Genomic DNA, 25,090 nt, shown 5'->3' on the forward strand with positions numbered 1-25,090 from the left:
ACGTCAATTATGGCCTATTTTGCGGTTTTGGCCGTCTTGCCCAGCAAGGCGCGGGCTTCCTTCTCATGGAGCCGGACCTCTTCGAGGTTGGCCTGCAGGTCGGCCATCTGTTCCTCGAGTTGCTTGCGGTGCTGGGCCAGCACGGCCAGGAACTTCTTCAGTTGCGGGCCGGTGTCGCGCGGGCTGTCGTAGGTGTCGATGATTTCCTTGGCCTCGGACAGGCTCAGCCCCAGGCGCTTGGCGCGCAGGGTGAGCTTGAGCCGGGTGCGGTCACGCGCGCTGTACACGCGGTTGCGCCCGCCGGGCCCCTCGCGCTGCGGCTGCAACAGGCCCATGTCTTCGTAAAAACGGATGGCGCGTGTGGTCAGGTCGAACTCTTTGGCCAGATCGCTGATGGAGTGCGTGGTCGTGGTTGCCATGTGGTGAAACCCTGGTGACAGGGCCCTCGTGAAGCCGCTAGCTAATTCGGGTGTAATGGAAGGATCAAGCTTACGTTAACGTAAACGTCAATCCAACCGGCGATCTTACAAGATGAATCCACAGGAAGCCCAGCTGCACTACCCTTTCGGCGATGCCCTGCCGCCATCCGGCGGCGCCCTGGAGGTCGCCCCGGGCGTCAAGTGGCTGCGCATGCGCCTGCCCTTTGCGCTGGACCACATCAACCTGTGGCTGCTGCGCGACGAGCTGCCCGGCCCCGCGGGCGGCGTGCCCGGCTGGACGGTGGTGGACTGCTGCGTCAGCAGGGACGAGTCCAAGGCGCAGTGGGAACAGATTTTTGCCGGCGAACTGGAAGGCTTGCCAATTCTGCGGGTCATCGTGACGCACATGCACCCGGACCACATCGGCCTGGCGCACTGGCTGTGCCAGCGCTGGAACGCGCCGCTGTGGATCAGCGCCACCGATTACCACACGGCCCGCATCGCCACCCAGAGCAGCACCGGTTTCGGCGGCGAAAGTGCCGCCGGTTTTTTTGCCTCGCATGGGCTGACCGACCCTGAGTCCCTGGCGCTGATCCGGGCACGCGCCAATTATTACCCCGGGCTGGTGCCCGAGGTACCCGCCCACTTCCACCGCATGCTGGACGGCCAGGTCATCACCATAGGCGGGCGCCGCTGGACCTGCATCAGCGGCTACGGCCATGCGCCCGAACACATTGCGCTGCACTGCGCCGAAACCCACACGCTGATCAGCGGCGACATGGTGTTGCCGCGCATCTCGACCAATGTCAGCGTGTACGACACCGAACCCGAATCCAACCCGCTGACCCTGTTTTTGCAGTCCATCGACAAGTTCGCGCCCCTGCACGCGGATACGCTAACCCTGCCCTCGCACGGCAAACCGTTCCGGGGCCTCCACACACGGATTGCGCAGCTGCACGAGCATCACCACGACCGTCTGGCCGAGGTCATGCAAGCCTGCCAGGCCAGAGCCTGCAGCGGCGCCGACATCCTGCCCGTGATGTTCAAGCGGGCCCTGGATCTGCACCAGACCACCTTCGCCATGGGCGAAGCCGTGGCGCATCTGCACACCTTGTGGTTTGAAGGCCGGCTGCAGCGCCGGCTGGGCGGCGACGGCATTTACCGGTTTGAACCGGCCTGACGCGCCCCCGAAAGGGGCGCCCGGCTCAGCGGGCGGCGGCTTTCAGTTGGCGCGCGTTGCCGCCAGACTGGGTCAGGCGGCCGGCGGGGAGCCGCTGACAGAGCCCGACTCCTGCGGCAGGGACATGAAGAAGCTGGCGCCGCCCTTGTCAGCAGCGACGGCCCAGACTTCACCACCATGCAGCTGCGCCACACGCTTGACAATCGCCAGGCCCAGGCCAGTGCCGGGGAAATCCACCGACGAGTGCAGGCGCTCGAAGGCAGTGAACAGTTTGTCGGTGTAGGCGGTGTCGAAACCGGCACCGTTGTCAGAGACCGACAGCACGATGTCTGCGGAATTTTCCCCCGGCATGAGTCCTACCCTGATCCAGCTCTGCTCTTTGCGGGAGGTGAACTTCCAGGCGTTGTCGAGCAGGCAGGCCAACGCAATGGACAGCTGGTCTTTGTCACAGACAAGCGGTAGCGAAGGTTCCATTTCAAGCACCAGATGCCGCGCCGGCTCCCGTTTGCGCAGCTCGGCCACAATGCGCAGGCACACGGGGGCCAGATCCACCCGGTCCGGCGCCATGACCATCCTGGGCAAGTAGGTCAGGGTGCGTAAATCATCAATCAGCCTGGCCAGCTGGAGGCTGCTCGCCTGGATGCGCGCCAGGTAATGCTGGCCTTGCGCATCCAGCGCCGTGCCATGTCGCTCTGCCAGCGTGGTGGCAAACCCGTCGATGACATGCAGCGGCGCCTTCAGGTCGTGCAACATGGCACTCGTGAAAGCATCGAATTCGCCACGGCCGCGCTGCAGTTCACCGGTGCATTGTTCGATGCGGATCTCGAGCTCTTCATTGAGCCGGGACAGATGGGCATCGGCGAGGTGGCGTGCACCAACGTCGGTCACACTGACCAGCACGGCCGGCCGCAGATCCCATTGCACGCTGGAGCAGGCCAGTTCAACCAGCATGAGCTCGCCATCTGCCCTCTTCTGGGTGCACAGTCGCATTTCCTGCTGGAAGTCACTCGGTGGCAGGGAGTCCAGCAGGGATGCCCCCTCCCCCTCCGGAAAAAGCGACTCAACAAATGCCCCCCTCAGCGCTTCAGGCGCCAGGCCATACAGGGCCGCCGCCGCATTGTTGACTGCGAGCAAGTGCCGCGAGCCGGTATCGAGCAACCACATCGCCTGCGGGTGGGCGGCGAACAGGGTCTGGTTGCAGGACTCGCTGTTTCGCAGCGAACGTGACGCCTGATGAACGGCACTGACATCCCTGAGCGTGACCAGCAAGCCGTTGTCGTGCTGGCGCAGGCAGTAGTCAACCCACTGGTTCTCAAACGCGTGCCAGACGACAAAACTGTGGCTTCCCGTTTCGAGCAACGCCTGCTCGGTGGCGCCGCGGTACTCATCTGCAATTTCTTCCTGTACCGCGTCCCAGAAATCCACACCCCGGAGGTTGCCGAGTGCGGAATGCATGAGCGCCTGGGCACAACTGTTGAAGGCCACCACCCGGCCGGCATTGTCCAGCAGGACAATGCCGTCGGACGACAGGTCGAGGCCGGCCTGCAGGGCCTCTGCGTTGGCTCGCGCCTGTCCGGTGCGGGCCCCTGGAAGCAGCGCCCGCCGGCTTCCCCTCAGCGACTTCAGCCATGCCTTGAAAAGGGTCAGCGGTGCCAAGACCAGGCTTCTTCAAACGCAGGCGACCGCCGCCCTAGTGCTTCGCCCCAGCGGCATCGAAACCCCATGAAAACAATCGGTTCGCGCCCGGGGCGAGGCACGAACCATAGGCACAACCGGTGCCATGGCAGGGATTCGCGACGACTGCAGGGAAACGAAGGTGCGCCGTCATGTGTCGGCAAGTCCGGGCCGGAGCACTAGCGCCATTTTCGGTTAGCCACCAGCAGGGCGGTTACGTACCCATGCAGCCAGTCGAAATTGATCGGCTTCTCAAGGAAGTAGGAGTTGGGTGGAAGGCCGCCTCGTTCCGTGATGGATTCCCGCGGCAAGCCGCTGATCACGAGGATCTGCATGGCCAGCAACTGCTGGTTGCGTTTGAGGGCGCGCAGCATTTCCATGCCGTCCACGCCGGGCATGTTCAGGTCGGTGATCAGGAGGTCCGGGCGCATGCTGGCAATGTCCATCAGGGCCTCCAGGGCAGAGGGCATGAAGCTGCAGTCCACCGCCATGTCCCATTCCTCGAAATGGGCCTTGTAAAGCTCGCAGGTGGCCTCGTCGTCTTCCACCACCAGAACTCTCAGGCGATTGCGTGGATCCGCGTCCACCTGGGCACGTTGAGGACTGTTTTTCTGGAGATAGGCATTGATGGCACGCAGAGAGAGCCGGCGGTGGCCTCCCAGGGTTTTCCAGGCCTCAATCTCGCCCTTCTCGACCAGGGACTGCACGGTGGCGACCGACAAGCCCAGCAGTTTGGCGGCATAAGTGGTTCCGCAATAGTCATCGCTGGAAAAATCGCTCGCAGTGATGGCTTTTTCGAAAGTTTGGGGTTCGCGGGGCATAAAGAAGCCTATTAGGTATTACACCTGCAATTTAAACAATTTAATAAATTTAATCAATTGAATTTAACGGCTATCAATTCATATACATTTTTTACAATCGGACATCTGCATTGCGCTCAAGCGGCGGCCGCGCCACTTGGCAGGGTAAAAAAGAAGGTGGCCCCCTTGCCGGGCTCGGCGTGCGCCCAGACCTTGCCGCCGTGGCGGCCGATCACGCGGCTCACGGTGGCCAGCCCCACACCGGTTCCCGGAAACTCGGTCACGGCATGCAGCCGCTGAAAAGTATTGAAGAGCTTGTCGGCATAGGCCATGTCAAAGCCCGCACCGTTGTCCTGCACGAAAAACACGGACAGCCCGGCAGCGTCAGTCGTATGTCCGACCCGGATATCGGTACGTGACCGCCCGGAAGAAAACTTCCAGGCGTTGCCGAGCAGGTTTTCCATCACCACGTGGATCAACCGTCCATCACCCTGGGCCTGCAAACCCTCTTCGATATGGATGCTGGCCACGCGCTCCGGGTTGCGCCCCTGGCATTCACCGGCAATTTCCGCAGCCATGGCGCTCAAATCCACCGTTTCATGCCGCAACTGCATGCGCGAGACCTGCGCCAGGGACAACAGGTCTTCGATCAGCCGCCCCATCTGGGCCACACCCGCGTGGATGCGCGACAGGTAGTGCTGGATCTTTTCGTTCGGGCTGCCGGCATTGAGCTGCTTGGCCAGCAGGCGGCTGAAGCCGTCCACCGTGTTCAGTGGTGAACGCAGGTCATGCGAGACCGAGTAGGAAAAGGCTTCGAGTTCCTGGTTGGACAGGCGCAGTGCTGTTTCAATGTCCTTGATTTCCGTCACGTCGGCATCGATGCCAACCCAGAACAGCACGCTGCCCTCATCATCAAGCACGGGAGAGGCCCGGTAAGACATGGTGTGGTAGGTGCCGTCCGCCGTACGCAGGCGCCGCATCCCCACATAGGGCGTCCGGCTCTGGCGGGATATCTTCCAGTTGGCAGACATGTCGGCCAGATCGTCGGGGTGCACCACGCTTGACCACTTGTATCCCATCCAGTCATCCGGTATCCCACCCATCAATTCGTACCACTTGCGATTCAGATAGGTCACCTTGCCGTCAACGTCGACATTCCAGATGATCTGCGGGGCCTGCTCGGCCAACGCCCGGAACAGGGCCTCCTGCCGCGCCAGGGCGGCAGTCCTTTCAACGACCTTTTCTTCCAGCCCCTGGTTGAGCTGCTGCACCTGCTCAAAAAGCTGGGTGTTTTCAATGGCGATGGATGCCAGTTGCGCGAGTTCAACGCCCACATACTGGTCCTGCAATGTGAACTCGCCATCGTATTTGTCGCTCAATTGCAGCAGCCCGATGTTCTCGCCACTCTGGCCGGTCAGCGGAACGGCCAGCCAGCCTCGCATGGACGGTTCCGTCCCGGCCTCATCACCAGGCCCGCCCCAGCGCGGGTCAGCCTCCAGTGCGGACTGGGTCAGGCGCATCGGCCTGTTGGTTTCGCAAACGGCCGCATCCAGGCCATAGAGGTGGGTCAATCGCACCAGGTCGCGACAGTGGGCATATTTGTCCGAGTACGACACGGCGTTGACGGTCCGCGTCTGCCCTCCGGAGACCGTCAGGCTCACCACGGCCTGGTGCGCGCCCACCACGGCCCGGACCTGATCCACGGTTTCCTGCAACGTGGCCTCGACGGTGCGGTGGCGCGTGATGGCATGGGTCGCGTCGGCGGCGCGCTGCAGCGTGAACAGGTAATCCTGTACTTCCTTTTCGGCCCTGACCTGTGCGGTGATGTCCAGCGCAACCGCGAAACGCGCCTCCCGGCCCATGTAGGTAATGGCCCGGGCCACGGCCTCCACGGGAAACTCAACGCCGTCCTTGCGCAGATGCAGCCAGCGGCCCGGCTGGCCGATGACGCCCTTGTCGAGATGCTGCTTGAACCGGGCCTGCTCTGCCCCCGACCGGATATCAAAGAGCGTCAGCTGCAGGAACTCTTCCTTGGAATGGCCATAGTTCGCCACAGCAGCCTCGTTGACGGCGAGAAAACGGGCGGTCCCGGCATCAACGATCCACATCGGGACAGGCGCGGCCTTGAACAGGGCTGCATAACGCTGCTCGCTGTCGGTCATGGCCTGCTCGGCAAGTTTGCGCCGGGTAATGTCGCGCTCTACGGCGACGATGTGGGTCACCCGCCCCTGCGTGTCTGCAATGGGTACCATGTCCAGGTCCAGCCAGATCTCTTCACCGCTCTTTTTGTAGTTGATCAGCTCCGCGCGCACGGACTCCCCCTTGCGCAACGCCGCACCGATGCGATCCAGTTCGGTGCGCTGGGTTCGCGGTCCCTGCAGAAAACGCGGCGACCGGCCCAGCGCTTCCTCGCGGCTGTAACCAGTGCGGCGCTCGAACGCGTTGTTGACGAATACGATGCGCGGCCCTGGCTCATCGAGCAGATCGGCTTCGGTGATCAGCACGATGTCGTTCAGCCGGGAAATGGCGGCCTCCAGCAATCGGAGTTGCGCCTGGGATTCGTGCTGGTCGGTGATGTCCTGCAACACCCCCATGAGGCGCACGACCTTGCTGTCCCTCAACATCGCATGGCCCCGTGTGCGCACCCAGATGCGTCGCCCCTGCGCCGTGACAAGCGGCACCTCCATGTCCCAGGGCGTGCCGTCGGCCAACGCCGCGGCCAGCGTGGCGCGCGCCAGGGGCTGCATTTCCGGCGGGTGAAACTCGAGTGCCTGCTTCAACCCCAATGGCACCGACGGATCGAGGTCAAAAATCCGGTACACCTCTGCGGACCAGTAAGGCGTCATGGTCTCCACGGTCAGTTCCCAGCCCCCGATACGGGCCATCTCGCCAGTCTGTTGCAGCAGCTCCGTGTGGCGAGCCACGGCGAGCTCCGCCTGCTTGCGGGCCGTGATGTCCTGGACCACACCGGCACGCCAGACGATCTGGCCGCTGCTGTCTGCATGGGACTCACCGAGCTGGTGTATCCAGCGGGTCTGGCCGTCCACGGTGAGGATGCGGTACTCCACGTCCATGCGCTGACCCTCCTGCATGGCGGCCTCCCGCACGCGAATGTAGCCAGCACGGTCTTCCGGATGGACCATCGCAATCACGGTGTCCGGTCGCCCGTCAAAGCCCGCCCGGGTCAGACCGAAGAGTTCATACACCTCGTCGGACCACCAGAGCCGGCCGGTGGCGAGGTTCAACTCCCAGTTGCCGATCCGCCCCAGCCGCTGGGCATTGAGCAGCTTGCGCTGGACCTCGCTGAGTTGCTCGTAACTGTGCGTCTGCTCCAGCTGCAGTTGCTGCATGCGGGTGATGTCTGAAAACACCATCAGGGCGCCAACGATGCCGCCCGCGCCCTGCATGGGACGGTAGGTGCAGCTGATCAGGCGGCCCACCGGCTCACGCTCGTTGCGCACCAGCATGAGTAGGGGGCCGCCGCTCTCGCCGCGCAGGGCCTTGTGCAGGGGCAGGTCCTCGAAACCGTACAAGCCCTGCGTGTCCGGAACAAACAGCCCCTGGCGTTGCGGCCACTGCGGCGCCAGCACCATGGAGCTGTCATCAATGGCAAACAGCTGGGAGGCTGTCTGGTTCACCAGGATCACCCGTCCGGCGGCGTCCACCGCCAGCAGGCCTTCCTGCATGCTGTTGATGGTCAGCTCCAGCGCTGCATAAGCCTGCCGGTTCCGCGCCAGCTCATTTTCCAGAGCCCTTTCGCGATGCTGCAGCGAGTCAGCCATCAGATTGAAGCCCGCGGCAATTCTGGAAAATTCACTCTGACTCTCACCCGGTCTCATGGGCACACGCGCGTCCAGGAGGCCCTTTTCCAGCTCCCGCGTGGCGTGAAGAAGCTGGCGGGCCGGCGCCACAATCGAACGGCTGGCAATCATCCAGGCAATCCCGCCGCCAAGAAGCGCCACCAGCGCAAGCGCCGCCAGCTCCTGCCACAACTGGCGCCGGACAGGCGCGACGATCAGGTCGCGGTCCATGCTGACCGACACAAAAACCGCGGCCTCCGAGTTCGGGCTGCTCGGCATGAATGCCCACAAACGTTCATGCCCCCCGCCATCCGGGCCTTCGCGCACCCCGGTGCTCATGGCTTTGACCGCTTCCTGCAATACCGGGCTGCGAACCTTGTCGCCTACACGGATAGGCAGGGCCGGTCTGCCCGCCAGCAAGGCGCCTTCGCGGTCCTGAACACCCAGTGCAGCCCCAGACGGCAGCTGTATCCCCGCGATCGTCCCGGCCATCCTGGCCAGATCGAAGGCGGCGTAGACCACCCCCGTCACCTTGTCATCCGCGCCCATGACAGGCAGTGCAAAGGTCAGCACCGGCGTGCCGGCAAGCCGTCCAACCGCATAGGTGCCCACGACAAAGCGACGCTGGGCGATGGCATCGCGGAAATAGCTGCGGTCGCCCAGAAAGGTTTTCTTGGCGCTCCCCAACGCGTGACAACGGGTTTGTCCGTCCAGCCCCAGAACGCCCAGATTGGCGTATTCGGGAAGATGGCGGGTCAGGCTTGAAAAATGGTGGTCGCAGTCGGCGTGATTGCCTTCCTGCACCTCCGGCAGCGAAGCAAGCAGGGTCAGCACCTGCCTGGCGGAGTCTGCCACCCGCTCCTGGCTGGCGGCGGCCAGCGAAGCTGCAAACTGCAGGTTGGCCTTGGCGCGTTCGAGCTCAGCGCCGGCATTGTGCAGTGCCTTGAACATCGACAGGCCGAACAGCGGAACAATCGCCACCAGCACCAGCACGACAATGCGCGTGCGCAGGCTGATGTCCACCCTCATGCGGTGATCCGCTGCGGCACGGGTCGACGTAAAAGGGCCGCGTCCGGACAGGTACGCGTGGAACGGGGCTGAAAGGTTTGAAAAGGAGTCAGGACGAAGTTCATGCGGTCGGGGTTTCTGAAACAGGCCGCCAGCGGCCGCTTTCAGATGGACTCACCCGACTGTAAGTCATCTGCAGTAGCCCCCGCTACTCCAGCGAAGGTTCCCTCCTCGCCGCAAGGGCCGTCAAGCTGCGGCGATGGACTCGTTGACGCGCAGCCAGTAGTCCTGCAGACGGCTGAGCTTTTCCGTGAAATCGCCGAAATCGACGGGCTTGCGCACAAAGCCGTTGGCGCCGCTCTGGTAGCAGGCAATGATGTCGGACTGCTCACTCGACGAGGTCAGCATGACCACCGGAACCAGCGCCGTCAGCGGGTTGCTGCGCAGGCTGCGCAAAACATCCAGCCCGGACAGCTTGGGCAGCTTCATGTCGAGCAGGACAAAGGCCGGCTGCTTCTGTGTGTCGCGCCCTGCGTGCACCCCCTGGCCAAACAGGTAATCCAGCGCCTCGGCGCCATCGCGTGCGGTCACGATGGCCGTGTCCGCCCCCTATTACAGACATTTACACATTTATCCAGCCCGTTCGGCGCGCGTTTTGTGATGTGTCAAAAACACTCCGCATTAGACCCCGGCGCCGCCCAAATTACCATCGGGGTAGTGCCTCTTCCTTCAGCTGGCTGCGCAGCAGCGCATAGTCCGGCACCACCGTGCGCACCGTGTCCCAGAACCGCGGGCTGTGATCCATGACCCTCAAATGGCTCAATTCGTGGACCACCACATAGTCAATGACTGACTGTTTGAAGTGAATCAGCCGCCAGTTCAGCCGGATGGAGCCGTCTGCACTGGCGCTGCCCCAACGGGTTCCGGCGCTGCTCAGGCTGAGTTTGCGCCATTGCACACCCAGATGCGGTGCGAAATGGTCGAGGCGCTCGGTAAAGACGCGCTTGGCCTGGCGCATCAGCCAGGCCTGCACCGAGTCACGAATCTGCTCGGCCGTGGCGTCGTGGGCCAGGGCAATGTGCAAGGTCAGCCGGGGAACACCCGGCAGGCTGGAATTGGGTGCGTCTTCCCCGGTGTGCAACTCAGCAGCAGCACTGCTTTTCAGCTCGCCGCCCACACCGCCAAAGGCGTGCCGCGGATCGATCACCACAATCACCGGCTCTCCGAGAAAAGGCAGGGTCGTGCCGTCTTTCCACTCAATGCGGGCCGACTCCAGCCGGTCGTGGCGCGCGCGGGTTTCCTGCAGCTTCTTGACGATCCAGCCGGATTTTTCCTGCACAGCCTTGTCTATTTCATACAGGGGCACCCACTTGGGCGCACTGACGACCAGGCCCTCAGCCCCCACCGAAAACCCGATGGTGCGCCGCTTGCCACGCCGGAACTGGTAGCCCACCACCGTGCCTTCGAGCAGGGCTTCCCGAGAAGCGGCCGGGTGCCGGTAAGTGGCCGGCGCCAGCACCTGCGCCAGGGTCTGGGCGGGTGGATGGTTTGATGCAGACGCTATCTTTTCGATAGCTGTTGACGCAGGCGCAATAATGGCCAATGGCTCATTTGGCCTAGAAGTTGTGGCTTTGGCAGGCAAATCTGCCGTGGGTCTGGCTGGCTCCAGGTCAAAAAGGTCCAGCGTGAACTGAAGAAGCCGTTGCATGCTGACCAGTGTAGCTTTGACCAGCCCAGCCGTCAGGCGCCCGAGGCGGTTTCCGGATAGGCCTCGGGGTCGAGCCGGCGCATTTCGGCTTCTATCCAGGCCTCGACTTCACGCATCAACTCCTCAGGCTTGCGGCCCACGCTGCTGATGGGTTTGCCGATCGAGATGTCGACGATGCCCGGCTTCTTGATGAAGGCCTTGCGCGGCCAGCACTTGGCCGATGTCACGGCCACCGGAATCACCGGCGCGCCGGTCTCGATCGCCAGCCGCGTGCCCCCGGTCTTGTACACGCCTTTTTTTCCGCGTTCAATCCGCGTGCCTTCGGGAAACATGATGACCCAGACACCCTGGCTCATCAGCCGGCGGCCCTGCTCGACCACCTTGTTGAAGGCCTGTGTGCGCTGGTTACGGTCGATGTGGATCATGTCCATGCGCGCCATGGCCCAGCCGAAAAAGGGCACGTACAGAAGTTCTTTCTTGAACACATAGGCCAGCGGGTGCGGCATCAGCGTCGGCATGGAAAACGTCTCCCAGGTGCTCTGGTGCTTGAGCAGCAGCACGGCCGCGCTGGTCTCGCCGGTCGGCAGGTTTTCCATGCCGGTCACGCGGTTCTGGATGCCCAGGATCACCGTGCCGCCGCGGACGGCCACGCGCAGCCAGCCGGCGCACAGCCAGTAAATCTGCGTGCTGCTGCCAAACAGCGAAAAAATCAGGACGGCCAGCCCCCAGGGAATCACGGTGAGAATCATCCACAGAAGGTGCAGGACGGAGCGAATCAGGGGCATGGCGTGTGTCTTCAGTCGAAATTTCGAGTGTTTCAGGGCGGCAGCCCTTTAAACATCTGCGCCAGGAGCTACGTTTTTCATAGCACTGGCTGGGGCGCTGCGGTTCAGGATGAATTCCACAAAGGCCGGCAGGTCGGTATGGACCAGCGTGCCGGGCGGCAGGCCCTCCGGCAGGCCACCGTCCCGGTGCCTTGCCGATTTTCCGGTCAGCACCAGGTGCGGCTCGCAACCGGCCGTAGCGCCGGCGAGCAAATCGCGCACCGAGTCGCCGGCCGTCGGCACGCCCTTGAGCGGTATGCCAAAACGCGCGCCTATCTGCTCGAACAATCCGGGCAGGGGTTTGCGGCAGGTGCAGCTTTCTTCCGGGCTGTGCGGGCAGTAAAACACCGCATCGATGCGCCCCCCCAGCGCCGCGAGCAGCTTGTGCATCTTGGCGTGCATGGCGTTGAGCGAGGCCACATCAAACAGGCCGCGCCCCAGGCCCGACTGGTTGGAGGCAATCACCACATGCCAGCCGGCGTGGGTCAGCCGCGCAATCGCTTCGAGCGAGCCCAGCAAGGGCATCCATTCATCCGGCGTCTTGACGAAATCGTCGCTGTCGCTGTTGATGGTGCCGTCGCGGTCGAGGATGACGAGTTTCATGACGATTCGCCTAGCTGGCGAGTTTGGACAGATCGGCAACGCGGTTCATGGCGTCGTGCAGGCTTTTGAGCAGGCCCTGCCGGTTCAGGCGCAAGTCCATCTCCTCGGCGTTGACCATCACACCGTCGAAAAACGCATCCACCGGCGCACGCAGCGCGGCCAGCGTCTGCAGCGAGGCGGTGTAGTCGCCAGCTTCGAACTGGCTGTTGGCCTTGGGTGCCAGCTCTTGCATGGCGGCGTACAAGGCGACTTCAGCGGGCTCCTTGAGCAGCACCTCGCTGACATGGGCATCCACGTCCTGGGCCTTCTTGAGGATGTTGCTGATGCGCTTGTTGGCAGCGGCCAGGGCCGGCGCTTCCGGCAATGCGGCGAAGGCGCGCACCGCGGCCAGGCGCTTGGCGACATCGCCAAGGCGTTGCGGGCGCAGGGCCAGCACGGCTTCGACTTCCTGCGCGCTGAAGCCCTGCTCGCGCAGGGAGCCGGCGAGGCGGTCATAGATGAAGTCGGTCAACGCGGCAGAGGCGTTGGTGATCTTGTCCCCAAAGACCGGCGTCGCGTCCTCGACCAGCTCGGCCAGCCCCAGCGGCAGATCTTTCTCGACCAGCATGCGGATCACGCCCAGGGCGTGGCGCCGCAACGCAAACGGATCCTTGTCACCGGTCGGCAGATTGCCGATGCCGAACATGCCCACCAGGGTTTCGAGCTTGTCAGCCAGCGCCACCATCACGCCGATGGTGTTGCGCGGCAACTCGTCACCGGCAAAACGTGGCTTGTAGTGGTCCTCGATCGCATCGGCCACCTCGGCGCTCAAGCCATCGTTGAGCGCGTAATAACGTCCCATGATGCCCTGCAGCTCCGGAAACTCGCCGACCATGTCGGTCACCAGATCGGTCTTGGCCAGTTCGGCGGCGCGCTGGACGTCGGCCACATTGGCATTCAGCCGGTTGGCAATCGCTTCGGCAATCGTGCGCACGCGTTGGACGCGCTCCCCCTGCGAGCCCAGCTTGTTGTGATACACCACCTTGTCCAGCCCTGCCACGCGCGAAGCCAGCGTCTTCTTGCGGTCCTGATCGAAAAAGAACTTGGCGTCGGCCAGGCGCGGCCGCACCACGCGTTCATTGCCGCCGATCACGGCGCTCGCGTCGTCCGGGCTGATGTTGCTGACCACCAGAAACTTGTTGGTGAGCTTGCCCTTCGCGTCGACCAGCGGGAAGTACTTCTGGTTGGCCTTCATCGTGAGGATCAGGCACTCCTGCGGCACGTCGAGGAACTGGGATTCGAACGCGCACACCAGCACGTTGGGGTGTTCGACCAGCCCGGTCACCTCGCTCAGCAGGTCCTCGTCCATCAGCACCTCGTAGCCCGGGCCCAGGCGCTCGGCAGCCTGCGCGAGCTGCTGCACGATGGCAAAGCGGCGGTCGTCAAAGCTGGCGATCACCGCGCCGTCGCTCAGCAGGGTCTGAGCGTACGCGTCGGCATCCTTGATCACCACGGGCGACACTTTGGCTTCAAAGCGGTGACCCTGCGTGGTGTTGCCCGCCTTCAGGCCCAGCGCCGTGATCGGCACCACGGTGCTGCCGTGCAGCGCCACCAGGCCATGCGCGGGACGCACGAAGTTCACGCTGCTCCAGCCGGGCAACGCGCAGTCGGTCTCCAGCTGGTAACTCATGACCTTGGGAATCGGCAGCTTCGCAATCGCTTCTTCGAGTGCTTTCTGCAGGCCGGTATCGAGCGTTGCGCCCGTCACCAGGCTGTCGTAGAACAAGGCCTCGGCCTTGCCGTCGGGTGCGCGCTTGAGGGCTGCCACCGCCGCGGCCGGGTCGGACACGTCGGCACCGAGCGCCTGCAGTTTCTTCAGCAAGGCGGGCGTGGCGTTGCCGGAAGCATCCAGCCCCACCGAGACCGGCATGAGTTTTTGCTGCACCGCCTTGTCAGCGGCCTTGCGCCAGACATGCGTGACGTGCGCAGCCAGGCGGCGCGGCGAGGCGTACGCCGTCACCACCGAGGTATCGGCGCTGGCCAGGCCCTGGGCCTTGAGCTGCTCGAACAAAACGCCGGCAAAGGCCTCACCGAGTTTTTTGAGCGCCTTGGGCGGCAGCTCTTCCACAAACAGTTCAACCAGAAGGTTTTGCGTTGTCATTTTTATGCGGCCTTCTTCGTCATCTGTTCCACCCACTCGCGCGGCGCCATCGGGAAGCCCAGGCGCTCTCTGGATTCGTAATAACTCTGCGCCACGGAACGCGCCAGGTTGCGGATACGGCCGATGTAGGCAGCACGTTCGGTCACGCTGATGGCGCCGCGCGCGTCCAGCAGGTTGAAGCTGTGCGCGGCCTTGAGCACCTGCTCGTAGGCCGGCAGCGCCAACTGCACCTCGATCAGGTGTTTGGCCTGCTTTTCATATGCGGTGAAGGCGGTGAACAGGAAGTCGGCGTCGCTGTGTTCGAAGTTGTAGGCCGACTGTTCCTTTTCGTTTTGCAGGTAGACGTCACCGTAACTCATGCTGTCTGTCCACTGCAGGTTGTAGACGTTGTCCACCCCCTGCAGGTACATGGCCAGCCGCTCCAGGCCGTAGGTGATCTCGCCGGTGATGGGCTTGCAGTCGATGCCGCCGACCTGCTGGAAGTAGGTGAACTGCGTCACTTCCATGCCGTTGAGCCAGACCTCCCAGCCCAGGCCCCAGGCGCCCAGCGTCGGGTTCTCCCAGTCGTCTTCCACGAAGCGGATGTCGTTTTTCTTCAGGTCAAACCCCAGCGCCTCGAGCGAGCCGAGGTAAAGCTCCAGGATGTTGCTGGGCGCGGGCTTGAGCACGACCTGGTACTGGTAGTAATGCTGCAGGCGGTTCGGATTCTCGCCGTAACGGCCGTCTTTCGGGCGGCGGCTCGGCTGCACGTAGGCGGCCTTCCAGGGCTCCGGACCCAGCGCTCTTAAAAACGTAGCAGTGTGCGACGTTCCGGCGCCCACTTCCATGTCATAGGGCTGCAACAAGGCGCAGCCCTGGGCATCCCAGTAGGACTGGAGCTTCAAGATGATTTGCTGAAAGGTCAACATAAATAGGGTGTGCGGCGACGCAGGGCCGGATGGGAAAGACAAAGCGGGCCTGAACCCGCGAAAACCCTTGATTTTACGGAGCTTTCACCGGGTTACCCTCAGACGCAAGGAAAGTGTCATGACAACCCAACAATTGATTTTGAGCCTGGTGCTGGCCACCATGGTGCTTTCGGTCGCGCTGGAACTCAAGGTGAGCGACTTCAGGCGCGTCGCGCAAACGCCCAAAGCGGTGGTCTGCGGGCTGATCCCGCAGTTCATCCTGCTGCCCGTGGGCACCTGGCTGGCTACCCTGGCGCTGGACCTGCCGCCCAACGTCGAGGCCGCGATGATCCTGGTGGCGGCCTGTCCCGGCGGCAGCCTGAGCAACGTGGTCACCCACCTGGGCCGCGGCAACACGGCGCTGTCGGTCAGCGTGTCGGCCGTGGCCAGCATCATTGCGCTGGTTGCCACACCGTTCAACTTCAGCTGGATGGTGGCGGCCAACCCGGCCACGGCCGGCTGGCTCAAGACACTGGACATCGACCCCTCGGGCATCTGGATCAGCCTCTTTCTGCTGCTGGCCCTGCCCATGGCGCTGGGCCTGCTGTTCTCGCACCAGTTGCCGGCGCTGACGGCGCGCATCCGCAAACCACTGGGCAACTTTTCGCTGCTGGCACTGCTGGCTTTCATCGTGCTGGGGCTGATCAAGGAGCGCCAGCTGCTGACGCTGGGCCTGCTGCCCATGCTGGGCATCGTGATCGCGCACAATGCCAGCGGCCTGTTTTTCGGCTGGGTCACCAGCAAGGCCATGGGCGTGAGCGAACGCGACCGCCGCGCCGTGATGATCGAGGGCGGCATGCAGAACTCGGGCCTGGCCCTGGGCATCATTGCCGTGCAGTTCAACTCGGACCTCGGCATGGTCATCATCGCCAGCCTGTGGGGCATGTGGCACATCGTCAGCGGCCTGTCGCTGGCTTACTTCTGGAGAAAAAAAGATGCTCGACTTGCTTTTTAAAGGCGGCACCGTGGTCGACGGCAGCGGCGCCGCGCCGTTTGTGGCCGACGTCGGCGTGCAGGACGGCCGTATCGTGGAGATCGGCCGCATCACGGCGGCCGCGCGCGACACCGTGGACGCCAGCGGCGCCTGGGTCATGCCCGGTTTTGTGGACATCCACACCCACTACGACGGACAGGCCACCTGGGACGAGACCTTCAGCCCCAGCATCCACCACGGCGTGACGACCGTGGTCATGGGCAACTGCGGCGTCGGCTTCGCGCCGCTGCGGCCCGGCAGCGAGGACCGCCTGATCAAGCTGATGGAGGGCGTGGAAGACATCCCCGGCGTGGCCCTGACCGAAGGCGTGAAATTTTCATGGGAGAGTTTTGGCGACTACATGAACGCGCTCGATGCCATGCCACACAGCCTGGACTTCATGACCATGGTGCCGCACGACCCGCTGCGCATGCTGGTGATGGGCGAACGCGCCGAGGCGCGCGAAGCCGCCAGCGCGCAGGACATTGGCGCCATGCGCGAGCACCTGCGCACGGCACTGGCGGCCGGGGCGGTGGGCTTTTCCACCGGCCGTTCGGACAACCACCGCACGGCCGAGGGGCATGACACGCCGGCCTCGATCGCCAGCGCGGCCGAGCTGACCGGCATTGCCCGCGCCTTTGACGGCCTGAGCCACGGCGTGGTGCAGGTGGTCAGCGATTTCGACCTGATGCAGGGGCCGCAGAACTTCGATGCCGAGTTCGACCTGGTCGAGCAGCTGGCGGCGGCCAGCGGGCGGCCGCTGTCCATGAGCTGGCTGCAGCGCGACCCGGGCGGCGAGCAGTACCTGGCCATGCAGGCCCGCGTGGAAGCGGCCGTGGCGCGCGGCCTGCCGCTGTACCTGCAGACCGCGGCGCGCGGCATCGGCGTCATCAACGGGCTGGACGCGAGTTTTCACCCTTTCATGGGCTTTCCGGGGTACAAGGAAATTGCTACGCTTTCTGTAGCGGACCGCGCAGCAGCGATGCGGGCACCAGACAGAAAAGCCCGCATACTGGGCGAGAAGTCGGAGCGCCTGGCGGGCGACGGCACGCCGATTCCGCCGCTGGTGGACATGCTGCTCGCGCGTATTGAAATGATCGCCGGACGCATGTTCCCGCTGGACGCCACGCTCAACTATGAACCCAACGTGATGCAGAGCTTTCTGGTCCGCGCCAAACAGCGGGGCATCACCGCGCTGGAGGCGCTGTACGACTACTTCAGCGAAGGCGACGGCGGCAACCTGGTGTACTTTCCGATCTTCAACTACAACCAGGGTTCACTCGACACCGTGCGCCAGATGCTGGGCCACCCGCGCGCGCTGTTCGGCCTGGGCGACGCCGGCGCACATGTGGGCACCGTCTGCGACGCGAGTTTTTCCACTTTCATGCTCACGCACTGGGTGCAGGGCCGCGCGCAGGACCGCCTGCCGCTGGAACAGGCGGTGGAAATGATGAGCTCGCGCAATGCGCGTTACCTGGGGCTGAGCGACCGCGGGCGGCTGGCGGTCGGCCTGCGTGCCGACATCAACGTCATCGACCCCGCGCGATTAAGCGTCGGCCTGCCGCAGCTGGTACGCGACCTGCCCGCCGGCGGCAAGCGTTTTCTGCAAAAGGCGCAGGGTTACATCGGCACCTGGGTCGCGGGCCAGTGTGTGGCCCGCGAAGGTGAGGTCACGGCCGCACGGCCGGGCCGGCTCGTGCGTTCAGGCCAGCAAGCGGCCTGAACGCAAGCGAAAAGCCAGCGCCAGTCCCGCGACACCCAGGCCCAGCGCCCACCATGGCCACAGGCCGTAACGCGACACCCACCAGGCGTAAGGCGTGATGCCGTTGCGGCCTTCCACCTCGCCCACCAGTGCGCCGCGCGTGTGGCGCGGCAGTTCGTGGGTGACCTTGCCGCGGTGGTCGATGATGACCGTGGCGCCGGTGTTGGTGGCGCGCAGCATGGGCCGCTCGAACTCCAGCGCCCGCATGCGCGAGATGGCCAGGTGCTGGTCGATGGCAATCGTGTTGCCGAACCAGCCTATGTTGCTGAGGTTGACGAGCACCGTGGGTGCCGTGGCAACGTTGGTGAAACTGGCGCCCAGCTCTTCTCCAAACAGGTCTTCGTAGCAGATGTTGGGCGCCAGCCGCTGGCCCTGCCAGTCAAACGAAGGCTGGCCCAGCGGACCGCGCTTGAAGTCGCCGAGCGGGATGTTCATGAGGTTGATGAACCAGCGAAAACCCGGTGGGACGAACTCGCCAAACGGGACCAGGTGGTGCTTGTCGAAACGGAAAGCCTGGGCCTGGCCGGGCTTGAGCCCCACCGCCGAATTGGCGTAACCCGCGCTGTAGCTGCCCAGCGGAATGCCGATCAGCGCCGCCTGCTGCCCCGAGGCAAAACGCGCCTGCACGGCGCTCCAGTAACCTTCGGGCAGTTGCTGCGGCAGCAGCGGAAGGGAAGTTTCCGGCGCCACCACCAACGCGGTTTTGGCGCCCTGCAGTTGCTCGCCGTACCAGCGCAGCGCCGTCGGCAGGCCGGTCCCGGGCTGGAATTTTTCGTCCTGGGCAATGTTGCCCTGCAGCAGCGTCACCTGCAGGCTGCCGGCCGGGGTGGAGGTCTGCTTTCCCGCCGCCAGCGCCCCTGCCACGATCAGCGCCGCCAGTACCGGGAACATGACCAGCTGGCGCCGTGACCGGCCCAGGCCGGCCAGGCTGGCGGCCAAAAAAGCCGCCAGGAAGGTGATGCCGTGCACCCCGATCCACCGCGCATATCCGTCCATCCAGCCGTCCAGGTGCGCGTAGCCGGCCGCGCCCCACGGAAAGCCGGTGAAAAACTCCACCCGGGCCAGCTCGGCCAGCAGCCAGAGTGCCGCAAAAACAATCGCCCGGCGTGTTCGTCCGGCAGGGGCCAGGGTGACATAGGCCGCGCAGGCCACCGCGTAATAGGTGGCCAGAAAAGTCGCCAGACCCACCACTGCCAGCACCGTCAGCGGCGCGGCCAGCCCGCCGTACACATGCAGCGAGATGAACAGCCACCAGAAGATACCGCATAGCCAGGCGCTGCCAAACAGCCAGCCCAGCAGCAGCCCCTGCTTGAAGCGGGTGCAGCGGTCCAGCGACCGGGCAAGCGCAGCCAGGGCCAGCAGTTGCAGCCACCAGACCGGCTGGCCCTGCGCCAACCCGGAGGAAAAAGGCCACGCAACGCTCAAGGCATGGGCGCATCCAGCTATTAAAACAATAGCAACATCAAGAAAGGAAAGCCCCTTGCGCGGCTCCGGGTGCCCGATATGCTCCAGCAGGGCCGGCAACGTGGGCAGCGCCGACATCATGCTGTGGATCGAATTCCGTGCCATCCGCTGCTTTTTGTCCGCTGCGCCTCAGGTGCCCGTGGCGACGGGAGACACCTTGAACCAGCGCACGGCGCCCCCTTTGGTGTGCAGCACGGTGAACTGCAGGCCGGCCAGCGCGTAGAGTTCGCCGCGTTTGGGCACATGGCCCATCTCGTGGGCGACCAGGCCGCCTATGGTTTCGAAGTCGGTTTCGGGCAGCAGCACGCCGAAGGCCTCGTTGACCCGCTCGATCGAGGTGTCCCCGCTGACGCGGTAGCTGTGGTCGGTCAGGCCGAAGATGTCGCCCTCGTCCTCGGCGATGTCGAACTCGTCCTCGATCTCGCCGACGATCTGCTCGAGTACGTCTTCAATCGTGATGAGGCCAGCGACACGGCCGAACTCGTCGATGACGATGGCCAGGTGGTTGCGGTTGCCGCGGAATTCGCGCAGCAGGTCGTTCAGGCCCTTGCTCTCGGGCACAAATACCGCCGGGCGCAGCAGCGCGCGGATGTTGAGCTCGGGCGCACGCTGCAGCTTGAGCAGATCCTTGGCCATCAGGATGCCAATGATGTTTTCTTTTTCGTCTTCGTAAACGGGAAAACGCGAGTGCGCGGTGTCGATCACCAGGTGCAGCAACTCGTCGAAGGGGGCGTCGATGTTGATGACGTCCATGCGGGGCGTTGCCACCATCACGTCGCCGGCCGTCATGTCGGCCATGCGGATCACGCCTTCGAGCATCTCCCGGCTTTGCGCGCCGATGACATCGTTGTCCTGCGCCTCGACCAGGGTTTCAATCAGCTCGTCTTTGGAATCGGGCCCGGGGTGAAGCATTTCCGCCAGCTTCTGGAGGAAGCCGCGCTTGTCTTCGGACTTGGGCGGTCTACTGGGGGGGAAGTCGGACACGGAGGTGTGCGGTAGTTGGCAAGTTGCCAAGGATAACGTACTTCGATCAGGCGCAGCAGCCGCTCGGGGGCATCTTTCGACAGGCTCAGGACGATGGGATAAGAAGTGAGCGACGGTTCGGGCTCTTAAGTCAAGCAGGGGCCGCGGGGCCGGCTTTGCCGGCCCGCAGGCGCAGCGGCCCCCTCGGGGGCAGGGAGCGACACGAAGTGCGCGACCGTGGGGGTCGGCATATCTAGCGCTGCGGCATGTCCTTGACCGAATAACCCAGGCTTACCGTGGCATCTGCCGGAATGGGCGGCATGTCGTCGTTCCAGCGGTCCCATGCCTCGCGCATCGCCGCCAGGCGCCCGACTTCGCGGCCGGCCAGGTTGGCTCGCTCACGTTCGTCGGCGGGGATGTTGAAGAGGTAGTCGTTGCCGTCCACCCGCAGGTACTTCCAGTCGCCGTCGCGCAGCGCCCGCTGGCCCCGGTGGTTCATGCGCCAGTAAAGCGGCCGGTGAAAGCGCCGGCCGGGCTGCTGCAGCACCGGCAGCAGCGAAACGCCGTCCAGCGGGTAATCGGGATCGGCCGCCACGCCGGCGGCGGCCAGCAAGGTGGCGGACCAGTCCATGCTCATGCAGTGCTGCTCGCTGACCTGGCCGGGGGCAATCTGCGCCGGCCAGTGGGCGATCCACGGCACGCGAATGCCACCCTCCGTGAGGTCCATCTTGCCACCCACCAGCGGCCAGCTGTCGGAGAAACGTTCGCCGCCGTTGTCACTCGTGAACACCACCAGCGTGTTGTCGGCCAGGCCGTGCCGGCGCAGGGCGTCCATCACCTGACCGATGCCTTCATCCATGTGGTGGATCATGCGGCGGTAGCTGTGAATGTTGCCGCCGTGCAGGTGAAACAGGTTGTCCCTGATGTCCTGCGCCAGCGCCTCGTCGTCACGGGTCTCCCAGGGCCAGTGCGGTGCGGTGTAATGCATGCTCAGAAAAAAGGGCGTGCCGGCTTTGGCAGCGCCGGCCATACGCTCGACATAGTCCACCGAGCGCTGCGAGATCAGGTCGGTCAGGTAGCCGTCTTCCTTTTTCTCCTCTTCGCCGAACCACAGGTCGTGGCTGCCGTTCGAACTGCAATGCGTGAAGTAGTCCACCCCGCCGGACATCGGGCCAAAGAACTCTTCATAACCCGAACGCAAGGGGCCGAAAGACGGCGGATAGCCAAGATGCCACTTGCCAATCAGCGCTGTGCGGTAGCCACTTGCCTTGAGCAGCGAGGGCAAGGTGGGGTGTTCGGGCGGCAGGCCCAGCGTGGTGCTGCCGCGGCTTTTGTTGTTGATCGGCTCTTCGGCGGCGCCACGCAGGCGGTACTGGTAACGCGCGGTCATCAGGGCAAAGCGGGTGGGCGAACACACCGGGGAGTTGGAATACCCCTGGGTGAACTTCATGCCCCCCGCGGCCAGGCTGTCGAGCACGGGCGAGACGGGCGCCCGGCCCCCGTAGCAGCCGAGGTCGGCATAACCGAGGTCGTCCGCGACGATGAAGACGATGTTGGGGCGTGGCGAGGCGGTCAAAGCTGTGTTCACCCGCTCAGGACTCGGGCTTGAAGCCGGATCGCCGGATCACCGGCGTCCACTGTGTGTTGAAAGCCTTGAACGACGCCTCGGTCTGCGCCTGGGTCATGGCCACCGGCACCATTTTGGCGGCAGTGAATTTGGCGCGCGTTTCGGGCTCGGACATGATCTGGAACACCGCCTTGCTCAGCAACTCCACCGTGGCCCGGGGCGTGGTGGATGGGGCAAAAAACGTGTTCCAGCCCACGGCACTGAGCGGCAGGCCCTGCTCCTTGAAGGTAGGCACCGTGGGCGAAAACGGCGAACGCTTGAGGCCCGAGGTGGCCAGGATGCGCAGCTTGCCGCCTTCATGCTGCGGTAGCAGGGAGTCCAGCGTGTCAAATGCCAGGGGGATCTGCCCGCCGATCAGGTCGGTGATCAGCGGCGCGGACCCCCGGTAACCCACCACCTCGATGTTTACCTGCGCCATGTAGCTGAGCATCAGCGAGAAAAAATGCGGCAGGCTGCCGGTGCCGGGCACGCCGGCATTGGCCTTGGTCGGGTTGGCGCGAATCCACGCCAGCATGTGCTGCACTTCTTTGACCGGCAGGGCGGACCCGACCGCCACGCCGAAATCGTAATCCGTGACGGCGGCGACCGGTACATAGTCTTTTTGCACGTCATATTTGAGGTCTTTGTAGATCAGGGGCGACACGCTCATCACGGCAGGGTTGGCCAGCAGCAACACCGTCTGGTCCGGCGGCGTATTGACCAGCTGCTGTGCAGCCAGCCGTCCACCGGCGCCGACGCGGTTCTCCACGATCACCGTGCGTTTGAGCAACTGCTGCAGGCGGTCGGCCACCAGCCGGGCCGCGCGGTCGGTACCGCCGCCCGGCGGATAGCCCACCACAATGCGCATCGGCCCGCTTTGGGCACGCGCCCAGCGCGGCACGCCAACGCCGGCGGCGAGCGCTCCCGCGGCGGCAGTGTGAATCAGGATTTTGCGGCGGTTGAAGGCAGGTGGTGCGAGCTCGAGGCGCTGTGGCATGATGATTTCTCCGGTTTGGAGCCGCGATTTTCCCGGCACGTCCATTGATTGCGGAAATCAATCATCGCCCGTAATAACCCTGATGCCTCACTCCCTTCCTGCCGTGCCGCGTCTGGCGCAGCCAGAAACTCTCGACGACCTCCTGCTGTACCGGCTGAGTCGCCTGCAGGCGGCCGCTGGGGGTGTCGTGGTGCGTTACTGCGAAGGTCAATTTGGCATCACCCGGCGCGAGTGGCGCGTCCTGGCCGTGCTGGCTGCGCGCGGGCCCATGGGCTCGTCCGCGCTGGCGGAGCAGGCCCACCTGGACCGCCCGCGCACCTCCAAAGCAGTGACGACGCTGGCCGGCAAAAAGCTGATCAGCCGCACCAGCCGCGCCGGGGACGCGCGGCACATCCAGCTGACGCTCACGCCAGCCGGCATTGCCCTGCACAGTGAGTTGTTTCCCTTGGTCAGCCGGATCAACCGCGACGTGCTTGCGGCCCTGACGCCCCAGGAAACGGCTCAACTTGGCGAGATGCTGGAACGCCTGCAGCAACGCGCTGACGTCATGGCCGGCCAGAACGGCCTGCCGATGGCCGACCGGCGCCATGGGAGCAGCGCGCGGCGCTACAAACCCGCGGCAGATTGACTTTTCGGTCTGGGGCCATCCCCATTCAAGCAGGGGCTCCCTCGGGGGCAGGGAGCTACGCGAAGCGAGCGACCGTGGGGGCTTTTATATAGGCATGCGGTCGCGGCTGTCGCGCACGCCCTGCCGCACTTCCTGGACCATGGCCAGGATGTTCCAGAACTGTTTGGCCTGGACTTTCAGGCGGTAGTCGGTCTGGGCAATCTGCTCCTCGACGATCTCGGTCATGCGCGAGTCCAGGTCGGCCGGGGGCAGCTTGAGGTAGGCCTCGCTTTCCGAACCGTCGCGCTCGATCACGGCGCCGGCCTTGCGGGCGATGTTCAGCATGGCGGTGTTTTCGCTGAGCGCGTGGATGAACATCATGCTCACCCCCTCATTGCGTGAATGCATCACGGCGCGGTCGAACAGGCGCGCGCCGTAGCCGCGCCCGCGTGCGTGCTTGAGCACCGACACACCAAACTCGGCGCAGCTTTTCAGCTCCGGGTCGATCGACAGCGCCAGGTGCGCCATGGCGATCAGTTCGAGCTTGCGGTTGTAGATACCGAAAATCTCGTCGCGCTCGAAGTTCAGGCCGGCCACGTAACGCTGGATCTGTTCGTCGCGGGCGGCGTAGCCAAAACGCAGGTAACGGTCATGCGGCTCCAGCGCCAGCAAATGTTTTTCGATGCGTTCGCCGTGGGTGGGACCGATGGAGCGGATGGGCACCAGCACAGGCGGCCTGTGCGGCGCGCGCGCTGCGTCGTCCACCGGCGGGCGGAAGAACTCCTTGCCCGCAGAAATGGACGCTTTGATGAATGTGCCGGGGGTAACCATAAGTTCAATATAAGGGTTTTCCCTAGAATGTCCAGCCCTGAAGGCTATTTAATCGCACGGCCCCGGGGAGACGCTCGGGTTTTTAGCAAAAAATAGCCATTTGCCCTTATTGGATGGGCGCTGACAGCTATGAATATCGTAGCAAATTTCCTCAAAAAACACCTGCCGAACCGGCATTAATCGACATCAAAAGGGTGGCCGGCCCCTAAATCAGCCCCTGACCAGGCCCACCGTGCAGGCCAGCGCATCAAACCGGAACCGCCGTGGTCGACTTCACGCGGTCCAGCACAAAACTGGTCTTGCAGTCCTGCACGCTGGGGTGTTTGAGCAGCGTGTCCATGATGAACCGGCTGTAGTGGCCCATGTCGGCCACAACCACACGCAACAGGTAATCCATCTCGCCGGTCAGCGCCGCACATTCCACCACCTCGGGCCAGGTCTGCACACTGGCGCGAAACAGGTCCATGGGGTTGCGCTTGTGCGACTCCGTGTGTTTTTCCAGCCGCACGTTGATGTAGGCGGTCAGCCCCAGCCCGACCGACTCGGGCCTGACCAGCGCCACATAGCGGTCGATCACGCCGCTTTCCTCCAGCCGCTTGACCCGCCGCAACACGGCGCTGGGCGACAGGCTGACCTGCTCGGCGATCTGTTCGTAAGTCGCCCGGCCGTCAGCTTGAAGGCTGCGCAGTATGAGCTTGTCCAGCTTGTCAAGTGCTTCCATAGGTCATATTTTGCAGGTTTACTGCGCATTCATCAAGTCTGGCGCCGTGTTTTGCATAAAAAT

20 protein-coding genes are annotated in these 25,090 nt (G+C 64.0%); 4 read left to right on the forward strand and 16 right to left on the reverse strand.

Going from position 1 to position 25,090, the window contains the following annotated elements; genetic code table 11:
* Positions 1 to 14 precede the first annotated feature (14 nt).
* A complete protein-coding gene (locus B7X65_RS11445) occupies positions 15 to 419 on the reverse strand; it encodes a MerR family DNA-binding transcriptional regulator (protein WP_293594422.1) in 405 nt (134 codons plus the stop codon).
* A 112-nt stretch (positions 420 to 531) separates the two neighbouring features.
* Between B7X65_RS11445 and B7X65_RS11450 the strand changes: the two genes are divergently transcribed.
* Positions 532 to 1,599 carry an MBL fold metallo-hydrolase gene (locus B7X65_RS11450; protein ID WP_293594423.1) on the forward strand — a complete coding sequence of 356 codons (1,068 nt, stop codon included), beginning with the start codon at positions 532 to 534 and terminating at the stop codon, positions 1,597 to 1,599.
* A 72-nt stretch (positions 1,600 to 1,671) separates the two neighbouring features.
* Here B7X65_RS11450 and B7X65_RS11455 read toward each other — a convergent pair whose 3' ends face one another.
* The 9 genes from B7X65_RS11455 to glyQ all read right to left on the reverse strand — a co-directional run bounded on the left by B7X65_RS11455 (position 1,672) and on the right by glyQ (position 15,064).
* Complete coding sequence (locus B7X65_RS11455) at positions 1,672 to 3,255, reverse strand: ATP-binding protein (RefSeq protein WP_293594424.1); 1,584 nt, start codon at positions 3,253 to 3,255, stop codon at positions 1,672 to 1,674.
* A gap of 197 nt (positions 3,256 to 3,452) precedes the next feature.
* Positions 3,453 to 4,094 carry a response regulator gene (locus B7X65_RS11460; protein ID WP_293594425.1) on the reverse strand — a complete coding sequence of 214 codons (642 nt, stop codon included), beginning with the start codon at positions 4,092 to 4,094 and terminating at the stop codon, positions 3,453 to 3,455.
* Between the two features lie 116 nt (positions 4,095 to 4,210).
* Entirely contained in the window at positions 4,211 to 8,902 is a 4,692-nt protein-coding gene (locus B7X65_RS11465) for a PAS domain S-box protein (RefSeq protein WP_293594426.1), read from the reverse strand.
* Between the two features lie 225 nt (positions 8,903 to 9,127).
* Complete coding sequence (locus B7X65_RS11470; RefSeq protein ID WP_293594427.1) at positions 9,128 to 9,472, reverse strand: response regulator; 345 nt, start codon at positions 9,470 to 9,472, stop codon at positions 9,128 to 9,130.
* Between the two features lie 112 nt (positions 9,473 to 9,584).
* Entirely contained in the window at positions 9,585 to 10,589 is a 1,005-nt protein-coding gene (locus B7X65_RS11475; RefSeq protein ID WP_293594428.1) for a SprT family zinc-dependent metalloprotease, read from the reverse strand.
* 32 nt (positions 10,590 to 10,621) lie between these two features.
* Positions 10,622 to 11,374 carry a 1-acyl-sn-glycerol-3-phosphate acyltransferase gene (locus B7X65_RS11480; RefSeq protein ID WP_293594429.1) on the reverse strand — a complete coding sequence of 251 codons (753 nt, stop codon included), beginning with the start codon at positions 11,372 to 11,374 and terminating at the stop codon, positions 10,622 to 10,624.
* Positions 11,375 to 11,422: 48 nt separating this feature from the next.
* Complete coding sequence (gene gmhB, locus B7X65_RS11485) at positions 11,423 to 12,016, reverse strand: D-glycero-beta-D-manno-heptose 1,7-bisphosphate 7-phosphatase (protein ID WP_293594430.1); 594 nt, start codon at positions 12,014 to 12,016, stop codon at positions 11,423 to 11,425.
* A gap of 10 nt (positions 12,017 to 12,026) precedes the next feature.
* Positions 12,027 to 14,156 (reverse strand): glycine--tRNA ligase subunit beta, encoded by a 2,130-nt coding sequence (gene glyS / locus B7X65_RS11490; protein ID WP_293594431.1) that lies wholly within the window; start codon positions 14,154 to 14,156, stop codon positions 12,027 to 12,029.
* Between the two features lie 2 nt (positions 14,157 to 14,158).
* Positions 14,159 to 15,064 (reverse strand): glycine--tRNA ligase subunit alpha, encoded by a 906-nt coding sequence (gene glyQ, locus B7X65_RS11495; protein ID WP_293594432.1) that lies wholly within the window; start codon positions 15,062 to 15,064, stop codon positions 14,159 to 14,161.
* A gap of 118 nt (positions 15,065 to 15,182) precedes the next feature.
* On the opposite strand from glyQ, the gene B7X65_RS11500 reads away from it, so the two are divergent.
* Both B7X65_RS11500 and B7X65_RS11505 read left to right on the forward strand, forming a co-directional pair.
* Positions 15,183 to 16,058: a bile acid:sodium symporter family protein gene (locus B7X65_RS11500; protein ID WP_293594433.1), complete on the forward strand. Its 876-nt coding sequence runs from the start codon at positions 15,183 to 15,185 to the stop codon at positions 16,056 to 16,058.
* Positions 16,039 to 17,799 (forward strand): amidohydrolase family protein, encoded by a 1,761-nt coding sequence (locus B7X65_RS11505; RefSeq protein WP_293594434.1) that lies wholly within the window; start codon positions 16,039 to 16,041, stop codon positions 17,797 to 17,799. The genes B7X65_RS11500 and B7X65_RS11505 overlap by 20 nt, the downstream gene beginning before the upstream one ends.
* Here B7X65_RS11505 and lnt read toward each other — a convergent pair.
* From lnt to B7X65_RS11525, 4 genes are all read right to left on the reverse strand, one after another.
* A complete protein-coding gene (gene lnt / locus B7X65_RS11510; RefSeq protein ID WP_293594435.1) occupies positions 17,779 to 19,407 on the reverse strand; it encodes an apolipoprotein N-acyltransferase in 1,629 nt (542 codons plus the stop codon). The genes B7X65_RS11505 and lnt overlap by 21 nt on opposite strands.
* A 24-nt stretch (positions 19,408 to 19,431) precedes the next feature.
* The gene (locus B7X65_RS11515; RefSeq protein ID WP_293594436.1) at positions 19,432 to 20,286 is read right to left on the reverse strand and encodes a transporter associated domain-containing protein; all 855 of its coding nucleotides are present in this window, start codon (positions 20,284 to 20,286) and stop codon (positions 19,432 to 19,434) included.
* A 232-nt stretch (positions 20,287 to 20,518) separates the two neighbouring features.
* Entirely contained in the window at positions 20,519 to 21,853 is a 1,335-nt protein-coding gene (locus B7X65_RS11520; protein WP_293594437.1) for a sulfatase-like hydrolase/transferase, read from the reverse strand.
* A gap of 4 nt (positions 21,854 to 21,857) precedes the next feature.
* Positions 21,858 to 22,868: a Bug family tripartite tricarboxylate transporter substrate binding protein gene (locus tag B7X65_RS11525; RefSeq protein ID WP_293594438.1), complete on the reverse strand. Its 1,011-nt coding sequence runs from the start codon at positions 22,866 to 22,868 to the stop codon at positions 21,858 to 21,860.
* 82 nt (positions 22,869 to 22,950) lie between these two features.
* On the opposite strand from B7X65_RS11525, the gene B7X65_RS11530 reads away from it, so the two are divergent.
* A complete protein-coding gene (locus tag B7X65_RS11530; RefSeq protein WP_293594439.1) occupies positions 22,951 to 23,496 on the forward strand; it encodes a MarR family transcriptional regulator in 546 nt (181 codons plus the stop codon).
* Between the two features lie 84 nt (positions 23,497 to 23,580).
* Here B7X65_RS11530 and B7X65_RS11535 read toward each other — a convergent pair whose 3' ends face one another.
* Positions 23,581 to 24,306, reverse strand: coding sequence for a GNAT family N-acetyltransferase (locus B7X65_RS11535; RefSeq protein WP_293594440.1), 726 nt, complete (start codon positions 24,304 to 24,306; stop codon positions 23,581 to 23,583).
* 247 nt (positions 24,307 to 24,553) lie between these two features.
* Positions 24,554 to 25,027 (reverse strand): Lrp/AsnC family transcriptional regulator, encoded by a 474-nt coding sequence (locus tag B7X65_RS11540; RefSeq protein WP_096667479.1) that lies wholly within the window; start codon positions 25,025 to 25,027, stop codon positions 24,554 to 24,556.
* Positions 25,028 to 25,090: the final 63 nt, after the last annotated feature.

Source organism: Polaromonas sp. 39-63-25 (assembly GCF_002278925.1).
Lineage (GTDB): Bacteria > Pseudomonadota > Gammaproteobacteria > Burkholderiales > Burkholderiaceae_C > Polaromonas.

Excerpts from the sequence above, each read along its gene's own strand:
- B7X65_RS11445 (WP_293594422.1), bottom strand. The coding sequence starts at position 419 with ATGGCAACCACGACCACGCACTCCATCAGCGATCTGGCCAAAGAGTTC.
- B7X65_RS11450 (WP_293594423.1), top strand. The coding sequence starts at position 532 with ATGAATCCACAGGAAGCCCAGCTGCACTACCCTTTCGGCGATGCCCTG.
- B7X65_RS11460 (WP_293594425.1), bottom strand. The coding sequence starts at position 4,094 with ATGCCCCGCGAACCCCAAACTTTCGAAAAAGCCATCACTGCGAGCGAT.
- B7X65_RS11465 (WP_293594426.1), bottom strand. The coding sequence starts at position 8,902 with ATGAGGGTGGACATCAGCCTGCGCACGCGCATTGTCGTGCTGGTGCTG.
- B7X65_RS11475 (WP_293594428.1), bottom strand. The coding sequence starts at position 10,589 with ATGCAACGGCTTCTTCAGTTCACGCTGGACCTTTTTGACCTGGAGCCA.
- B7X65_RS11480 (WP_293594429.1), bottom strand. The coding sequence starts at position 11,374 with ATGCCCCTGATTCGCTCCGTCCTGCACCTTCTGTGGATGATTCTCACC.
- gmhB (WP_293594430.1), bottom strand. The coding sequence starts at position 12,016 with ATGAAACTCGTCATCCTCGACCGCGACGGCACCATCAACAGCGACAGC.
- glyS (WP_293594431.1), bottom strand. The coding sequence starts at position 14,156 with ATGACAACGCAAAACCTTCTGGTTGAACTGTTTGTGGAAGAGCTGCCG.
- glyQ (WP_293594432.1), bottom strand. The coding sequence starts at position 15,064 with ATGTTGACCTTTCAGCAAATCATCTTGAAGCTCCAGTCCTACTGGGAT.
- B7X65_RS11500 (WP_293594433.1), top strand. The coding sequence starts at position 15,183 with ATGACAACCCAACAATTGATTTTGAGCCTGGTGCTGGCCACCATGGTG.
- B7X65_RS11505 (WP_293594434.1), top strand. The coding sequence starts at position 16,039 with ATGCTCGACTTGCTTTTTAAAGGCGGCACCGTGGTCGACGGCAGCGGC.
- lnt (WP_293594435.1), bottom strand. The coding sequence starts at position 19,407 with ATGGCACGGAATTCGATCCACAGCATGATGTCGGCGCTGCCCACGTTG.
- B7X65_RS11525 (WP_293594438.1), bottom strand. The coding sequence starts at position 22,868 with ATGCCACAGCGCCTCGAGCTCGCACCACCTGCCTTCAACCGCCGCAAA.
- B7X65_RS11530 (WP_293594439.1), top strand. The coding sequence starts at position 22,951 with ATGCCTCACTCCCTTCCTGCCGTGCCGCGTCTGGCGCAGCCAGAAACT.
- B7X65_RS11535 (WP_293594440.1), bottom strand. The coding sequence starts at position 24,306 with ATGGTTACCCCCGGCACATTCATCAAAGCGTCCATTTCTGCGGGCAAG.
- B7X65_RS11540 (WP_096667479.1), bottom strand. The coding sequence starts at position 25,027 with ATGGAAGCACTTGACAAGCTGGACAAGCTCATACTGCGCAGCCTTCAA.